The sequence below is a fragment of the Corynebacterium sp. genome (assembly GCF_052107835.1).
Taxonomy (GTDB): domain Bacteria; phylum Actinomycetota; class Actinomycetes; order Mycobacteriales; family Mycobacteriaceae; genus Corynebacterium.
On record NZ_JBQEDF010000005.1, the window covers coordinates 22,947 to 37,523 of the forward strand.

Here is a 14,577-nt window from a genome sequence, read left to right on the forward strand (position 1 = left end):
CGCATCCCTGTACGGTGCGAGATATGAGCATTATCGACAGTGAAACAACCACCGCTGCCACTCTCGCAGCCATGGAGTCTGAAGGTACCGACCTGGCCTCGGCACTGGAGTTCTACGACTCGCTCCCGCCCGTGGACGTGGAGCAGATGATCGGAGCCTGGCACGGCGCAGGGGTGGACACGGGCAATCCGTTGGACGGGCTGCTGGAGATGACCGGCTGGCACGGCAAACGCTACGTCACCGCTGACGACGCCCATCCGCTGGTCATGGATGGGAAGCGGGGGCAGTTCCCGATCAATCCGGCGCTGGTGCCGATGATGACCGCGATCAGGCTGCGTCCCCTCACAGAGAAGTTCGGCCTCGGCCCGGTGGTGAAGACGGCGATGCCGCTGCTGAAGACCCGGAAGCCTGCTGCCCGCCTGCGGATGGTCGGGTACCGGGGAGTGGTGAGCGGCACGATGGTCTACGACCGCCAGCCCATCAATGACCACTTCCGTCTGGTCGACGGCGACACTCTCCTGGGGGCCATGGACCACCGGGACCTGGACAACCCCTTCTTCTTCAGTCTCCACCGCGAAGCCACATGATCGGGTCGCCCTCGTCCCCGTCCGGAAGCACGCCCTCCTGCCGCAACGTGGAACGGACGAGGCCGCGGCGCTGGGCGTTGTAGGTCAGCACGTGCGCGACGATGCTGCCCAGGATGAAGCTCTCCGGTGGGTCGCACAGGGCATCGACGAGACGGTCACCCCAGGCACCACGGTGTTCCACATCGGTGAGCATCGACGACCAGCGGGGGCCGATCAGATCAAGGCGGTCCAGGAGATCGTCGGCGGAAGGCGTCGCGGAACCCCCGGAACTGTTCCCAGGCTCCGTGGGCGGCTGCTCCCGTCCCTCGATGGATGCCAGCCACACCTCGAACTGGGTGATGGCACGCTCCAGTAGGACGGCGATGGATTCCTCCGGTCCCGCCCATTCCAGCAGCAGCATTCCCGGATAGCGGGTCCGGGTCCACTCCTGTGGCTCCAACTCCCCCGCGGTGAGGAGAAGCGACCGGATGTCGTCGAGGTCGTGGTGGGCCATCAGTAAGGTCACCTGGTCGCTGCTCGGATCGGCGGTGATCCACAGTGACTCCGGAGCGTGGAAGTGGATGCCGTTCGGGGCCGGCAGCCAGTGGCCGGTCCGGCCGACCGGACCGGTCGGGGTGTCCGACGGCGGGTGACCGTAGGCACGACGGTACGCACGGGCGAAGCCCTCCACCGAGTCGTACCCGGCCTCCCACGCGGTCTCGGTGACGCTGCGGCCGGAGCGGAGGCCCCACGCCGCCCTCTCCAGGTCTACCCGTCGCCGCAGGGCCACCGGCGATTCCTTCGCGCCACTGCTGACCTGCCGGGCGAAATGGAAGCGTGAGGAGTGCGCCCGGTCCGCCATGCCGGTCAGGTCGTCCGCCGACTCATCCAGTACGGCGTCCAACAACTCGCGCAGCCGGTCCGGGCGACGACCGGCACCGGTGGACGCGGAGTTGTCATCAGGGGATTCGCTCACGACGTCCAGTCTGCCGCAGTCCGGGCGCCCTCGACCAGGTAACGGGCGGAGATGAAGTCACCGGCGACCTCCGTGGACTCCAACCTCAGCTGAAGTCGACGCGGCAGAAGGGGAGCCCCGGCGCCCAGGGTGACCGGTGCGTAGCTGACAACCATGTCATCGAGCAGTCCGGCGTCGGCCAACTGGCCCGCGACGTCGCCGCCGCCAACCACCCACAGAACACCGTCGGACGCTGGCGCGGTTGTCTGTATCTGCTTGACCACGTCGGCGATGTCTCCGGACGTGAAGTGCAGGTCAGCACCGTGGATGGGGTCGTGCTTCTGATGACTGAGGACCCATGTCGGCTGCTGGTGTGGCCAGTCCCCACCGTTCGACTCCATCTCCTGCCGCATCCATTCGAAGGTGGTACTGCCCATCAGGAGTGCCCGGGTACGGCTGGGCAGGGTGTCCATCCGGAGTTCGGGATCGGTGGGTTCGACGTGGTTCTGGGCGAAGAGCCAGGAGAGACTCTGTGACGGGTCGGCAAGATAGCCGTCGAGGCTGCTGGCGGTGTAGTAGATGATGCGCATGATTCACAGGCTAGGAGTGCGCCGGGTTCTGCGGCCCGACCGTTCTTGCTGTCTGTGCGTGTGCCCTGCCGCTACCCTGGAAAGGTATGGCCCGAAAAACCATTGCGTCGGTCATGCTCGCGGTCGCCGCCGTCACCGGTGTCATCCACGGCGGATTCAGCGTGTACTGGGGCTTAGGTGGAGAGTTCCTGGTCGGGACGCTGGGTTCTGACCTGGTGGAGCTGTGGGAGGAGAACGCGGTCCTGCTGCTGCCGGTGGGACTGCTGAAGATCGTCGCCGCGCTGCTGCCGATGGTGCTGGTGACTGCCTGGTTCCCCACCTGGCCGTGGTGGCTCCGGCGGCTGCTCCGCACGGTCAGCTGGCTTGGCGCGGTGTCCCTGGTTGTCTGGGGTGGGGTGAACACCGTCGTCGGAAACCTGGTTCTCAGCGGTGTGATTGAACCCGGGGACGGCTACGACCGGGACGGGATGATGGGCCACGCCTGGTACTGGGATCCGATGTTCCTGATCTGGGGAGCGGCGTTGGCGGCCGGGCTGTGGCTGAGCAGACGGATCACGGAACCTTCAGCGCACGCTTCGCGGCGTTCATCCCGCACATGAAGTGGACCCCACCCCCCGGGGCAGTCGACGACGAGCACAGGAACACCCCGTCCACGCCGGTGGAGTAGGGATCCGGTGACAGCCGGGGACGCGCCAGCAACTGCACCAGGTCATTCGCCCCGCCGGAGATCTCGCCTCCGGCATTGTTCCGGTTATGAGCCTCGACAGCCGCCGGGGGAGAGGCGGTCCAGTCGATGATGCGCTCCCGGAAACCGGGGGCGTCCTGTTCGATCTGGGCGGTGACCAGCTCGAAAGTCTCCCGCTCAGTGCCGTCCCACCCGGCGGGGACGTGGGAGTAGGCCCACAACGGGTTCAGCGTGCGACCGTCGACCACCGCCGAGCGGGACGGGTCGGCGAGGTACTGCTGGCCGACCAGGGTGAAGGGGCGGCCGGGGAGTCGTCCTGCCCAGCAGTCCTTCTCGGATGCCGCGATCTGCCCGGCGGTGCCGCCCAGGTGGACGGTGCCTGCGCGCCGGGCGTCCGTCGAGGACCACGGGACATCCCCGTCCAGGACGTAGTCCACTTTCGCGAGACCGGGGCCCCGGCGGAACCTGCTCCATGCCCTCGCTGTCCTGGAGGGCAGCCGGTCACCCAGAATCTGTGTGGCGATCTCCACGGAGGTGTCCAGCAGGACCAGGTCGGCGTCACGGACCTGTGCCAGGTCCGTGACGCGTGTTCCGGTGGTGACGGTGCCACCCATCGCGCGGAGTTCAGCGACCAGGGCATCCCCAATGGCCTGGGAGCCGCCGACGGCGACCGGCCAGCCGTGCTTGTGTCCGGCGACGGTCAGCAGCGATCCTGCGGCGGACGATCCAGGCCAGTGCAATGGGGTGAAGGCGTGCGCGGCAATACCGGCGAACAGGGCGCGGGCCTCCTCGCTGCGAAAACGGCGCCACGACCAGGAGGCGGGAAGCGCCGCATTCAGACCGAACCCGGCAAGAAGCAGCGGGTGCCGTGGGAGGTGCAGCAGGGGTTGGAGGAACTCCCCGGCGACCGTGTCGGCGCGGTTTCCCAGTGCGGAGAAGGACGCGCGCCAGGCAGTGGCGTCCTGCCCCGGGAGTGCGGACGCGGTGTCCTCCGGAGAGGTGTGCAGACTGGCGGAACGGTGCTGATCGAGAATGTGCACCATGTCCACGTCGGCGGTGGCGAACTGCAGTCCGTGGTCGGCGAGCCTGCCCCCGAATTCCCTGAAGAAGGGGCTTGCCTGCGCCAGTGGGTGGGCTGCGGAGCACAGGTCGTGGACCACCCCGGACTGCATCAACTCGGCGCTGCGCACGCCGCCACCGAACGTGTCCTCCGCTTCCACCACGGTGACCTGTAGTCCGGCGTGGGCGAGGACGAGTGCGGCAGCGAGTCCATTGGGGCCCGAGCCGACGACTGTGGCGGTGCGGGGGGAGCGGGGCATAACATCCCACCGTAGCGCCAAACTCAGCATTTTCTCCTGGACGCGGGTAGCTCGTCCCAGGTGCGGCCGGGGCCCAGTCAGCTGTTCCTGCGAATTCCCCCGTTCAGCATGGTCGACCATCGGTCGATAACCCTGCGGCGATGATCGGCATTGTCGATGAGTACTGCTCCGAGGCCGAGCCCACGGGCAAGATCCACTGTCATGCGCAGTAGCTCGCGGGTTGCAGTGTCCGTCAGGTCGGCGTCGAGGGCCAGGGCCATGAGTTGGTGGACCTCGCGTGCGTAACGGGAGTCGGAGGAAACGATGAGGTCCCGGAGCTCGCTCTCCGAGCCTGCGGCAGCGGACCACACGTGAAGTGCAGCACGGAATGAGTCACTGCTGAACGCATCGACAACCAGGCTGAGCACTTCCGTGGTGGGGGAATCCTGGGGCGTGGCGCCGAGGTCGGCGACGGCGCGGCGCAACTGCCTCGTGAGTCGCGAGTAGAACTCGGTCACTGTTTCCTCGATGAGCACGTCCCGGGTGAGGAAATGTCGCTGGGCGGCTCCGCGGGACATTCCTGCCCTGGTTGCGACGGCGCTGACCGTCGTAGCGGCAACGCCGCTGTCGGACAGGGTGGAGATGGCCGCATCCAGGAGCTTTCGCCGTGTCTCACGGCTGCGGTCCTGCTGTGGGGTGTGTGGCATGGCATCTCCGGTCGTGGGCTCCGCTGGTGAAATGTCGGATTCAGGGTATCAGTGTCCGGAGGCTGAGGGTGCAATTGCAGCCAAAAATGAATCATGCTTGACTCAACACTCTGAGTCCCATACTGTGTTGCGTATCACACCAGTACCCGTCCTGTTGGCCAGGACAACGAGCTCTCCGACCCCGAGGGAAAGGACCATGCCATGACGGCGCTGACTGACACCGCAGGCACCCTGGGTGCTCCAGAAGCCACGGATCCCCCCGGCGAACGGGACAACTTCCGCAGCCTCGTCGCCGAACTCGGCGAGCGGCTGAACCGGGCCCGCGCCGGCGGGGGAGACAAGGCCCGGGCCCGCCACATTTCCCGCGGGAAGATGCTTCCCCGCGACAGGGTGGACGCCCTGCTCGATCCGGGCAGTCCATTCCTGGAGGTTGCCCCGCTGGCCGCCGAGGACATGTACGACGGACGAGTCCCCGGCGCCGGTATCGTCGCCGGAGTAGGTCTGGTGGAGGGCCGCCTCTGCCTCATCGCTGCGAATGACGCCACCGTCTCCGGCGGCACCTACTACCCGGTCACGGTGAAGAAGCACCTGCGTGCCCAGGAGATCGCCGAAGCCAACCTGCTGCCCTGCATCTACCTCGTGGATTCCGGGGGAGCGATGCTGCTGCAGCAGGACGAGGTTTTCCCCGACCGGGACCACTTCGGCCGGATCTTCTACAACCAGGCACGTATGTCCGCGGCCGGAATCCCTCAGCTCTCCGCAGTGATGGGCTCCTGCACCGCTGGCGGCGCCTATGTCCCGGCGATCTCGGATGAGACGGTCATCGTTGACGGCCAGGGAACGATTTTCCTCGCCGGTCCACCGCTGGTGAAGGCGGCAACCGGAGAGGACGTCTCCGCCGAGGAACTCGGTGGTGGGGCGATGCACTCCCGAGTCTCGGGTGTCACAGACCACCTTGCCGCTGACGATGCCGACGCCATCCAGCGCATCCGCGACATCATCGCCACACTGCCGCCGGACGAGCCCGCAGCGCCGGTCACGTCCGCCACCGCTGACACCCCGTCCTCATCGCGTCCGCAGAGCGATCTCTATGACGTGGTTCCCACCGACCTGAAGACCCCCTACGATGCCCGCGAGGTCATCGACATCATTACCGACGCTGCATCGGTCCACGAGTTCAAGGCGGAGTACGACAACTCCGTGATCACTTCCTTCGCCCGGATAGAGGGACACCGGGTCGGGGTGATCGCCAACAACGGGGTGATTTTCGGTGACGGTGCGGTGAAGGCCGCCCACTTCATCGAACTGTGTGAGCAGCGCGGCACCCCACTGCTGTTCCTTCAGAACACCACCGGTTTCATGGTCGGCAAAGACTACGAGCAGGGGGGCATCGCCAAACACGGTGCCAAGATGGTCACCGCCGTGGCCACGGCCAGCGTCCCGAAACTCACCGTGATCACCGGTGGCGGGTTCGGAGCAGGCAACTACGCCATGTGTGGTCGCGCCTACTCGCCCCGGTTCCTGTGGACCTGGCCCAACGCGAAGGTCTCTGTGATGGGTGGACCACAGGCCGCCATGACACTGTCCACCGTGCGCGGGGCGAAGGTCACCCGCGAGGGCGGTACCTGGTCCGACGAGGACCGGGAGGAGTTCGAGAAGCCTATCCGGGACCTGTTCGAGGAGAAGTCGAGCTGCTGGTACGGCACCGCACGGCTCTGGGACGACGGTGTCATCGACCCGGCGGACACCCGCCGCATCCTGGCCATGGCACTCGGTATCTGTGCCCGGGTCCCCCGCGACGACAGCGCCAGCAGCCGTTCCGGAGCCGGTTTCGGCGTCTTCCGGATGTGAGAGAAGAGAGAAGAACCATGTTCGATACAGTCCTCGTCGCCAACCGTGGCGAAATCGCCTGCCGGGTCATCCGTTCGGTGCAGCAGGCGGGGCTGCGTGCCGTCGCGGTTTACTCAGATGCCGACACCGACGCCCCCCACGTCACCGCCGCGGATGCAGCGGTGCGGATCGGCCCCGCCGCTGCGTCCGAGTCGTACCTGAGCATCGGGAAGGTCATCGCGGCTGCGGTGGCCTCCGGCGCCGGTGCCATCCACCCCGGCTACGGGTTCCTCTCGGAGAACGCCGCCTTCGCCCGCGCCTGCGAGGAGGCCGGGATCGTGTTCATCGGCCCACCGGCGACGGCCATCGAGGGCATGGGCGACAAGATCACCGCCCGCTCCACCGTGGAATCCCGCGGTGTTCCCACGGTGCCCGGCATCTCCCGGCCGGGACTGACGGACGAAGAACTCATCGCCGGGGTCACCGGCACCGACGGAAGCGACGGAGTCGCCTTCCCTGTGCTCATCAAACCGTCCGCCGGCGGTGGTGGCAAGGGGATGCACGTTGTCGCGGACCCGGCGGACCTGCCGGAGACACTGGCTTCCGCACGGCGCGAGGCGGCGTCCTCCTTCGGGGACGACACTCTGTTCATCGAGCATTTCGTGGACACCCCGCGTCATATCGAGGTCCAGGTCATGGCTGACGCCCACGGCAACGTCATCCACCTCGGCGAGCGCGAATGCTCGCTGCAGCGCCGCCACCAGAAGGTGATCGAGGAGGCCCCGTCCGCACTGCTGGACGAGGCGACCCGGGCACGCATCGGTGAGGCGGCCTGCGACGCCGCGCGTTCCTGCGGATACCGGGGTGCGGGCACCGTGGAGTTCATCGTCTCGGCGAAGCAGCCCGACACCTTCTTCTTCATGGAGATGAACACCCGCCTGCAGGTCGAGCACCCCGTCACCGAACTGGTCACCGGGATTGACCTGGTCGACCTGCAGATCCTCGTCGCCCAGGGACAGCCGCTCCCGCTCACCCAGCAGGACGTGACGCTGACCGGGCACGCGGTGGAGGCACGGGTCTACGCAGAGGACCCTGCGAACGGTTTCCTGCCCACCGGCGGACGGATCACCGCGCTGCGGTGGCCGGACGGCCCGGGCGTGCGGGTGGATAGTGGCGTGGTCGAGGGCCAGGAGATCGGGTCGGACTACGACCCGATGCTGGCCAAGATCATCGCCTACGGTGCCGACCGTGACAAGGCGGTGCACCGCCTCGATGCGGCCCTGGGTGACACCCTGCTCGCCGGGCTGGGCACGAACATCAACTTCAACCGCTTCCTGCTGGGGTATCCGCAGGTCCGCGCCGGGGATCTGGACACCGGTCTGCTTGACCGCATCGTCGGTGATTACGTGGAGCCCCCTGCCCCAGGGGAAACCGTGTTGGCCGCCGTCCTGTCACTGCAGGACAGCGCTGCCAAGGCCTCTCACGACGCCGGGCACCGCGGCGTATGGGCCGCTGCGGACGGATGGCGGGCCGGGGCAGCGCCCGCACCCTTCCGCGTGCGCCTGTCCGTCCCCGGGTCGGGGCCGGTCGACGCCACCCTCGATACCGTCGTGGAGTCCATGACCCTGCGACAGTCACCGGTCGATCCCGAACACCCTGCTGTGGAATCAGTGACGGTCACCGAGATCGCCACCCTGGGTGAGGATGCTGGTGGCACGGATACAGTCCACGTCCTCGCCGGGGCGGGGGAGGCGGTTCCATCCCGCAGGTGGGTCACCAGACCCGTGCCCGCCGACGATGCCGGTGGTGAACAGGCCGTGGCGGTCTCCAGTCCCGAAGGTACCTGGGTGATCCAACGCCTGGGGCTGGGCAGGGATGCCGTCGAGGTCGCCGCCCGTGAGGATGACGTCCTCAGCCCGATGCCCGGGACCGTCGTCTCGGTACGGGTCGGTGACGGCGAGACCGTGAACGCGGGCCAGCCGCTCATTGTGCTGGAGGCGATGAAGATGGAGCACTCACTGACCGCATCCCACGACGGAACCGTCGACCTCGGCTGCGCGGTCGGCGACAAGGTCGGCGCGGGCACCGTGCTCGCCTCCGTCAGCGCCGAATAGCGACGAACAACCCCGAATGAACCGAAAGGACACACCATGACTTCGCCCACCACCTCCCGCTCCCGCTCATCCGCCGATGACGGACTGACCCCGGAACTCGCCGAACTGCGCCGTACCGTCGAGGAGTTCGCCAACGAGGTCGTCGACCCGCGGGCGGCCGAGAACTACCGCAACCACACCTTCGACTACGGGATCCAGTCCAGGATGGGAGAGCTCGGACTGTTCGGCCTGCCTTTCTCCGAGGAGTACGGCGGGATGGGCGGGGACTACTTCGCCCTGGGTGTCGCACTGGAGGAACTCGCCCGCGTGGACCAGTCGGTGGCAATCACCCTGGAGGCCGGCTGCTCCCTCGGGGCGATGCCGATCTACCGCTACGGTACACAGTCGCAGAAGGAACGCTGGTTGCCCGATCTGATCGCCGGCCGGTCCCTCGCCGGATTCGGACTCACCGAACCGGGGGCGGGTTCCGACGCCGGCGGCACGAAGACCACCGCGAAGCTCGACGGTGGCCACTGGGTCATCAACGGGTCCAAGCAATTCATCACGAACTCGGGGACGGACGTCACCTCACTGGTCACCACCACCGCGGTGACCGGCACCCGCGAGGACGGCCGCAAGGAGATCTCGGCGATCATCGTGCCCACGGACACCACCGGCTTCACCGCGGAGCCGGCCTACGACAAGGTCGGCTGGAACAGTTCCGACACCCACCCGTTGAGCTACGACGATGTCCGCGTCCCCGGGGAGAATCTCCTGGGTGAACGCGGCCGGGGTTTCGCCCAGTTCCTGTCGATCCTCGCCGAGGGCAGGGTCGCCATCGCCGCGCTGGCCACCGGCGCGGCACAGGGGTGTGTGGATGAAGCTGTGAGCTATGCGAGGCAGCGCACCTCCTTCGGGCATCCGATCGCCGAGTACCAGGGCATTTCCTTCAAGATCGCCCGCATGGAGGCCCGTGCCTGGTCCGCCCGTCAGGCCTGGCGTGCGGCGGCAACCAAGATGCTCACCGGGGCCGACTTCAGCAAGGAGGCATCGATCGCGAAGATGGTCGCCGGGGACGCTGCGATGGACAACGCCCGGGATGCCACGCAGGTCTTCGGCGGTGCCGGGTTCATGAACGAGACCCGGGTGGCACGCCACTACCGGGACTCCAAGATCCTCGAGATCGGGGAAGGCACCACCGAGGTCCAGCTCATGCTCATCGCCCGCTCGCTCGGGTTGGAGGGGTAGGACGCCATGGAAGAGAACACCGGGAACACCATTGAACAGCGGGGCCTGTGGCTCGAAGAGTTCACCGTGGGCACCACCTACCTGCACCGCCCCGGGCGCACTGTCACGGAGGCGGACAACACCCTGTTCACCACGCAGACAATGAACACCCAGCCACTGCACCTGGATGCTGCCTGGGCGGCCTCCCAACCGGGATTCCGCGGGGAACGCCTGGTGAACTCCATGTTCACGCTGTCCACGGTGGTGGGGTTGTCCGTCAACCAGCTGACCCTGGGCACCATCGTCGCCAACCTCGGATTCACCGAGGTGACGTTCCCCGCCCCCATGTTCCACGGTGACACCCTCTACGCCGAGACGACCTGCCTGTCGAAACGCGAGTCGAGGACCCGTCCGAACCAGGGCGTCGTGGAGCTCAGGCACGCCGGACGCAACCAACACGGGGACATCGTGTGCACCGCGGTGCGTTCCACCATGATGCAGAGCCGACCGGAGGATCCCTCATGACGCAGCCGATCTCCTCCCGCTGGACCCCACCGGGCGCCGCCCTGCTCTTCGCCCCCGCCGACCGCCCCGACAGGTTCGCGAAGGCCGCCGACCGCTCGGACGCGATCATCCTCGATCTGGAGGACGGCTGCCGCAGGGAGAACCGGGCCGCAGCGCGACAGCACATCATCGACGCCGGGCAGGACAGGTCCCTCGAACCGGCCCGGACCATCGTCCGGGTCAACGCACCGGGCACCCCGGACTTCGATGCGGACGTGCGTGCCGTCGCTGAATCCCCCTTCACCACTGTGATGCTGCCGAAGGTGGAGGGTGCGGAGACGCTGGACGCACTGTCGGAGGCGGTGCCGGACGCCGCGACCTGGAGGATCATCGCCCTCGTCGAGACGCCCCGGGGCGTCCTGTCCCTCTCCGAAATTGCGGACCACCCGCAGGTGGACGCCCTGTTCTGGGGTGCTGAGGACCTGACCGCCGCGCTCGGCGGAACGTCGTCACGTTATGGCGCCGGGGAGGTGCCGGCACCCGGCGGCGGAACGTCCGGGAACCCCGGCGGGTACCGCGAGGTTCCACGCCTGGCCCGGTCGCTGGTGCTGCTGCACGCGGCAGCGTCCGGCATCGTCGCGCTGGACTCCATCCATGCCGACACCACCGACACCGCCGGGGCGCACGCCGAAGCTGTCGATGCCGCCGCCAGTGGCTTCTCCGCCACGGTGTCCATCCACCCGGCACTGGTCCCGGTCATCCGGGACGCCTACCGGCCGACGCCGGAACAGGCGGAGTGGGCCCGGCGCGTCCTTGACGGCGCAGCGACAAACTCCGGGGCCTTCGCCGTCGACGGCCAGATGATCGACGCTCCACTGCGCCGGCAGGCAGAACTCATACACAACCGTATTCCTGACACACCCAGGAGCTGATTCCCCATGACCGCAACCCAACCCACACTTCGCCCGACCGCCCTGACCGCCCCCGATGACGTTGACCCCGCAGTATCCCACCAGGTGGGGCCGATCGACACACCCCTGCTGGAGGAGACTATCGGGCAGAGCCTCGCCCGGACGGTCGCAGCCTTCCCGGATAATGACGCACTCATCGACCTCTACGGCGATATTCAACTCACCTACCAGGAGTTCCACCGCAAGGTCCTACGCCTCGCCTCGGGACTGCACAACGCCGGCTACCGCAAGGGTGACCGCATCGGGATCTGGTCGCCGAACCGCTGGGAGTGGACCGTCCTCCAGTTCGCCACCGCCGAGATCGGTGCCATCCTGGTCTGCATCAACCCCACCTACCGCACCCGGGAACTGACCTACGCGGTGAACCAGTCCGGGATCAAGGCACTCTTCTCCGCGGGAAGGTTCAAGGACTCCAACTACCGGGCGATGGTCGGCACGGTGGAGCACACCTTCGACCGTCCCTACCGTGAGACCGTGTTCTTCGGTTCTGAGCGGTGGGATGAACTGTCCGGACACGCGATCCTCGACCTCAATGCGGTCCGGGACACCCTGGATCCCCACGACCCGATCAACATCCAGTACACCTCGGGAACCACCGGCATGGCGAAAGGGGCGACCCTGACCCACCACAACATCCTCAACAACGGATTCATGATCGGGGAACGCCTGAGCTACACGGACGCGGACCGGGTGGTGATACCCGTGCCGTTCTTCCACTGCTTCGGAATGGTCATCGGGATCCTTGCCGCAGTCACCCACGGGAGTGCCTCGATCATCCCGGGACCGGTGTTCACCCCGGAATCCACGTTGGAAGCGGCACACCACGGACAGGCCACCAGCCTGCTGGGTGTGCCGACGATGTTCATGGCCGAACTTCAGCTGCTGGAACAATGGAGGGAGAAGGGGAAGGATCTCGACCTGTCCCGTCTGCGCACCGGAGTGATGGCAGGGACCTCCTGCCCGACGAAGACCATGCGCGAGGTGATCGACGTCCTCGGAATCACCGAGATCGGGATCTGCTACGGAATGACCGAGACCTCACCGGTCAACCACCAGACCCTTCCGGACGATCCGGTGGTCAAGCGGGTCGAGACAGTGGGACGGGTCGGTCCGCACCTCGAGGTGAAGATCGTGGACCTCGACGGCAACACTGTTGCCCGCGAGGTCCAGGGTGAACTGCTCGTCCGTGGCTATTCTGTCATGCAGGCCTACTGGGACATGCCGGAGAAGACCGCCGAAGCCATCGACTCGGAGGGCTGGATGCACTCCGGTGATCTCGCGAAGATGGACACTGACGGCTACGTGCAGATCACCGGGCGGATCAAGGACATGATCATCCGGGGAGGGGAGAACATCTACCCGCGGGAGATCGAGGAGTTCCTCTACGAGCACCCGGACATCGCTGATGTCCAGGTGATCGGGGTGCCGGACGAGAAGTACGGCGAGGAGGTCATGGCGTGGATCATCATGGACGATCCCGACGGGGACAAGACCCCCATCACCGTCGAGGACATCCGCGGGTTCTGTGACGGGCAGCTCGCGAAGTTCAAGGTTCCGGCGTTCGTCCATGTCACCGATTCCTTCCCGATGACGATTTCCGGGAAGGTCCGCAAGGTCGAGATGCGGGAGAAGTCCATCGACATCCTCGGTCTGTACCAGAACGGCAACGGAGGCAAGTGATGACTGAGTTGACTACTGCAGCGGCAGCGGTCGCGGACATCCCCGACGGGGCGACTCTCGCGGTGGGTGGGTTCGGGGTGTGCGGAATCCCGCAGGTGCTGCTGACCGAACTCTCCCACCGCGACGCCGGGAGTTTCGAGGCTGTATCGAATAATGCGGGTCTTGACGGGCGAGGGCTCGGACTGCTGCTCGCGACCCGGCAACTGCGCCGGATCGTCGCCAGCTACGTCGGTGAGAACAAGGAGTTTGCGCGCCAGTACCTTGACGGCGAGCTGGAGGTCGAACTTGCACCGCAGGGCACACTCGCGGAACGGTTGCGTGCCGGTGGTTCCGGCATCGGGGCGTTCTACACCGCCAGCGGTGTAGGCACACCGGTCGCCGACGGCGGCATGATCTGGAGGTACGGCACGGGAGGCTCAGACTCTGCAGGGGATGGGGCCGTCGTATCACCGGCGAAGGAGACACGTCGGATCGCAGGACGGGACCAGGTTCTGGAGCATGCGATCATCGCCGACGTCGCGCTGGTCCGTGCCGAGGTAGCGGATACCTCCGGCAACCTGCGGTTCAACGAGACCGCACGCAACTTCAACCCCGTGGCGGCGATGTCGGGGAGGATCTGCATCGTGGAGGCGGAAAAGGTTGTCCCGGTCGGGGACCTCGCCCCGGATGACATCCATCTGCCTGGGGTCTACGTCCACCGGATCGTGGAACTCACCCCGGAGCAGGCCAGTGACAAGGTCATCGAGAAGGAGACAGTGCGATGAGTTGGGACAGGCAGGACATGGCAGCGCGCGCGGCGCAGGAACTGCAGGACGGGCAGTATGTCAACCTGGGGATCGGGTTGCCGACCCTGGTGCCGAATTACGTGCCCGACGGGGTCGACGTCACCCTGCAGAGTGAGAACGGCATGCTGGGTATCGGCCCCTACCCGCTGGCGGGAGAGGCGGATCCGGATCTGATCAATGCCGGCAAGGAGACGGTCACGGCGATGCCGGGAACCTCCTACTTTGATTCGGCGATGAGCTTCGGAATGATCCGGGGCGGCAAGATCGACGTTGCCATCCTCGGCGGGATGGAGGTCAACCACCGCGGTGACATCGCGAACTGGATCGTACCGGGCAAGATGGTCAAGGGCATGGGCGGTGCGATGGACCTCGTGGTCGGTGCCCGGAAGGTCGTGGTGCTGATGGAGCACACGACCCGTGACGGGGGACCGAAGATTGTGCAGGATATCTCGCTTCCGTTGACCGGGACCGGGGTGGTCGACCGCATCATCACCAACCTCGGTGTCATTGACCGCACGCCGGAGGGACTGGTTCTCGTCGAACGTGCTCCCGGAGTGTCGGAGCAGGAGGTTCGCGCCGCCACGGGGGCGCCTCTCGCAGTAGCGTAGAAACCAGCCACCCCGGACGACAATGTGCGCCATAATAGGTAGATACAGATTTACAGCTAGATCCGCGACGAAAGGTAC

General features: G+C 66.6%; 14 protein-coding genes. 10 read left to right on the plus strand and 4 right to left on the minus strand.

All coding sequences use genetic code 11. The features are described from left to right. The first annotated feature begins 23 nt into the window (after nucleotides 1–23). The gene (locus ACTIL2_RS02085; RefSeq protein ID WP_442335792.1) at nucleotides 24–587 is read left to right on the plus strand and encodes a DUF4334 domain-containing protein; all 564 of its coding nucleotides are present in this window, start codon (nucleotides 24–26) and stop codon (nucleotides 585–587) included. On the opposite strand, the gene ACTIL2_RS02090 is transcribed toward ACTIL2_RS02085, so the two are convergent. Both ACTIL2_RS02090 and ACTIL2_RS02095 read right to left on the minus strand, forming a co-directional pair. Beyond that, a complete protein-coding gene (locus ACTIL2_RS02090) occupies nucleotides 562–1,542 on the minus strand; it encodes a helix-turn-helix domain-containing protein (protein ID WP_442335793.1) in 981 nt (326 codons plus the stop codon). The genes ACTIL2_RS02085 and ACTIL2_RS02090 overlap by 26 nt on opposite strands. Then, on the minus strand, nucleotides 1,539–2,111 hold the full coding sequence (locus tag ACTIL2_RS02095) for a dihydrofolate reductase family protein (RefSeq protein WP_442335794.1): 573 nt from the start codon (nucleotides 2,109–2,111) through the stop codon (nucleotides 1,539–1,541). Before ACTIL2_RS02095 ends, ACTIL2_RS02090 begins: the two co-directional genes overlap by 4 nt. 86 nt (nucleotides 2,112–2,197) lie before the next feature. Between ACTIL2_RS02095 and ACTIL2_RS02100 the strand changes: the two genes are divergently transcribed. Continuing rightward, nucleotides 2,198–2,710, plus strand: coding sequence for a DUF3995 domain-containing protein (locus ACTIL2_RS02100; protein WP_442335795.1), 513 nt, complete (start codon nucleotides 2,198–2,200; stop codon nucleotides 2,708–2,710). Here the strand turns inward: ACTIL2_RS02100 and ACTIL2_RS02105 are convergent. Both ACTIL2_RS02105 and ACTIL2_RS02110 read right to left on the minus strand, forming a co-directional pair. Then, the gene (locus ACTIL2_RS02105) at nucleotides 2,664–4,115 is read right to left on the minus strand and encodes a phytoene desaturase family protein (RefSeq protein ID WP_442335796.1); all 1,452 of its coding nucleotides are present in this window, start codon (nucleotides 4,113–4,115) and stop codon (nucleotides 2,664–2,666) included. The genes ACTIL2_RS02100 and ACTIL2_RS02105 overlap by 47 nt on opposite strands. A gap of 77 nt (nucleotides 4,116–4,192) precedes the next feature. Continuing rightward, the gene (locus tag ACTIL2_RS02110) at nucleotides 4,193–4,801 is read right to left on the minus strand and encodes a TetR/AcrR family transcriptional regulator (RefSeq protein WP_442335797.1); all 609 of its coding nucleotides are present in this window, start codon (nucleotides 4,799–4,801) and stop codon (nucleotides 4,193–4,195) included. A 201-nt stretch (nucleotides 4,802–5,002) separates the two neighbouring features. Here ACTIL2_RS02110 and ACTIL2_RS02115 point away from each other — a divergent pair, with 201 nt between their 5' ends. The 8 genes from ACTIL2_RS02115 to ACTIL2_RS02150 are packed head-to-tail and all read left to right on the plus strand — an operon-like array spanning nucleotide 5,003 to nucleotide 14,499. After that, a complete protein-coding gene (locus ACTIL2_RS02115; protein ID WP_442335798.1) occupies nucleotides 5,003–6,652 on the plus strand; it encodes a carboxyl transferase domain-containing protein in 1,650 nt (549 codons plus the stop codon). A gap of 17 nt (nucleotides 6,653–6,669) precedes the next feature. Continuing rightward, on the plus strand, nucleotides 6,670–8,745 hold the full coding sequence (locus ACTIL2_RS02120; protein WP_442335799.1) for an ATP-binding protein: 2,076 nt from the start codon (nucleotides 6,670–6,672) through the stop codon (nucleotides 8,743–8,745). A 36-nt stretch (nucleotides 8,746–8,781) separates the two neighbouring features. Continuing rightward, on the plus strand, nucleotides 8,782–9,972 hold the full coding sequence (locus ACTIL2_RS02125; RefSeq protein WP_442335800.1) for an acyl-CoA dehydrogenase family protein: 1,191 nt from the start codon (nucleotides 8,782–8,784) through the stop codon (nucleotides 9,970–9,972). A 6-nt stretch (nucleotides 9,973–9,978) separates the two neighbouring features. Then, nucleotides 9,979–10,476, plus strand: a complete 498-nt coding sequence (locus ACTIL2_RS02130) for a MaoC family dehydratase (RefSeq protein ID WP_442335801.1) — start codon at nucleotides 9,979–9,981, stop codon at nucleotides 10,474–10,476. Beyond that, the gene (locus ACTIL2_RS02135; RefSeq protein WP_442335802.1) at nucleotides 10,473–11,387 is read left to right on the plus strand and encodes an HpcH/HpaI aldolase/citrate lyase family protein; all 915 of its coding nucleotides are present in this window, start codon (nucleotides 10,473–10,475) and stop codon (nucleotides 11,385–11,387) included. Before ACTIL2_RS02130 ends, ACTIL2_RS02135 begins: the two co-directional genes overlap by 4 nt. Nucleotides 11,388–11,393: 6 nt before the next feature. Continuing rightward, a complete protein-coding gene (locus ACTIL2_RS02140) occupies nucleotides 11,394–13,106 on the plus strand; it encodes an AMP-binding protein (protein ID WP_442335803.1) in 1,713 nt (570 codons plus the stop codon). After that, nucleotides 13,106–13,870, plus strand: coding sequence for a CoA transferase subunit A (locus ACTIL2_RS02145; RefSeq protein ID WP_442335804.1), 765 nt, complete (start codon nucleotides 13,106–13,108; stop codon nucleotides 13,868–13,870). The genes ACTIL2_RS02140 and ACTIL2_RS02145 overlap by 1 nt, the downstream gene beginning before the upstream one ends. Further along, nucleotides 13,867–14,499 carry a 3-oxoacid CoA-transferase subunit B gene (locus ACTIL2_RS02150; protein WP_442335805.1) on the plus strand — a complete coding sequence of 211 codons (633 nt, stop codon included), beginning with the start codon at nucleotides 13,867–13,869 and terminating at the stop codon, nucleotides 14,497–14,499. Before ACTIL2_RS02145 ends, ACTIL2_RS02150 begins: the two co-directional genes overlap by 4 nt. Nucleotides 14,500–14,577 lie beyond the last annotated feature (78 nt).

Bases quoted from the DNA above. Each gene is read 5' to 3' on its own strand.
- ACTIL2_RS02085 (WP_442335792.1), top strand. From the start codon at position 24: ATGAGCATTATCGACAGTGAAACAACCACCGCTGCCACTCTCGCAGCC.
- ACTIL2_RS02095 (WP_442335794.1), bottom strand. From the start codon at position 2,111: ATGCGCATCATCTACTACACCGCCAGCAGCCTCGACGGCTATCTTGCC.
- ACTIL2_RS02100 (WP_442335795.1), top strand. From the start codon at position 2,198: ATGGCCCGAAAAACCATTGCGTCGGTCATGCTCGCGGTCGCCGCCGTC.
- ACTIL2_RS02105 (WP_442335796.1), bottom strand. From the start codon at position 4,115: ATGCCCCGCTCCCCCCGCACCGCCACAGTCGTCGGCTCGGGCCCCAAT.
- ACTIL2_RS02110 (WP_442335797.1), bottom strand. From the start codon at position 4,801: ATGCCACACACCCCACAGCAGGACCGCAGCCGTGAGACACGGCGAAAG.
- ACTIL2_RS02115 (WP_442335798.1), top strand. From the start codon at position 5,003: ATGACGGCGCTGACTGACACCGCAGGCACCCTGGGTGCTCCAGAAGCC.
- ACTIL2_RS02120 (WP_442335799.1), top strand. From the start codon at position 6,670: ATGTTCGATACAGTCCTCGTCGCCAACCGTGGCGAAATCGCCTGCCGG.
- ACTIL2_RS02125 (WP_442335800.1), top strand. From the start codon at position 8,782: ATGACTTCGCCCACCACCTCCCGCTCCCGCTCATCCGCCGATGACGGA.
- ACTIL2_RS02130 (WP_442335801.1), top strand. From the start codon at position 9,979: ATGGAAGAGAACACCGGGAACACCATTGAACAGCGGGGCCTGTGGCTC.
- ACTIL2_RS02135 (WP_442335802.1), top strand. From the start codon at position 10,473: ATGACGCAGCCGATCTCCTCCCGCTGGACCCCACCGGGCGCCGCCCTG.
- ACTIL2_RS02140 (WP_442335803.1), top strand. From the start codon at position 11,394: ATGACCGCAACCCAACCCACACTTCGCCCGACCGCCCTGACCGCCCCC.
- ACTIL2_RS02145 (WP_442335804.1), top strand. From the start codon at position 13,106: ATGACTGAGTTGACTACTGCAGCGGCAGCGGTCGCGGACATCCCCGAC.
- ACTIL2_RS02150 (WP_442335805.1), top strand. From the start codon at position 13,867: ATGAGTTGGGACAGGCAGGACATGGCAGCGCGCGCGGCGCAGGAACTG.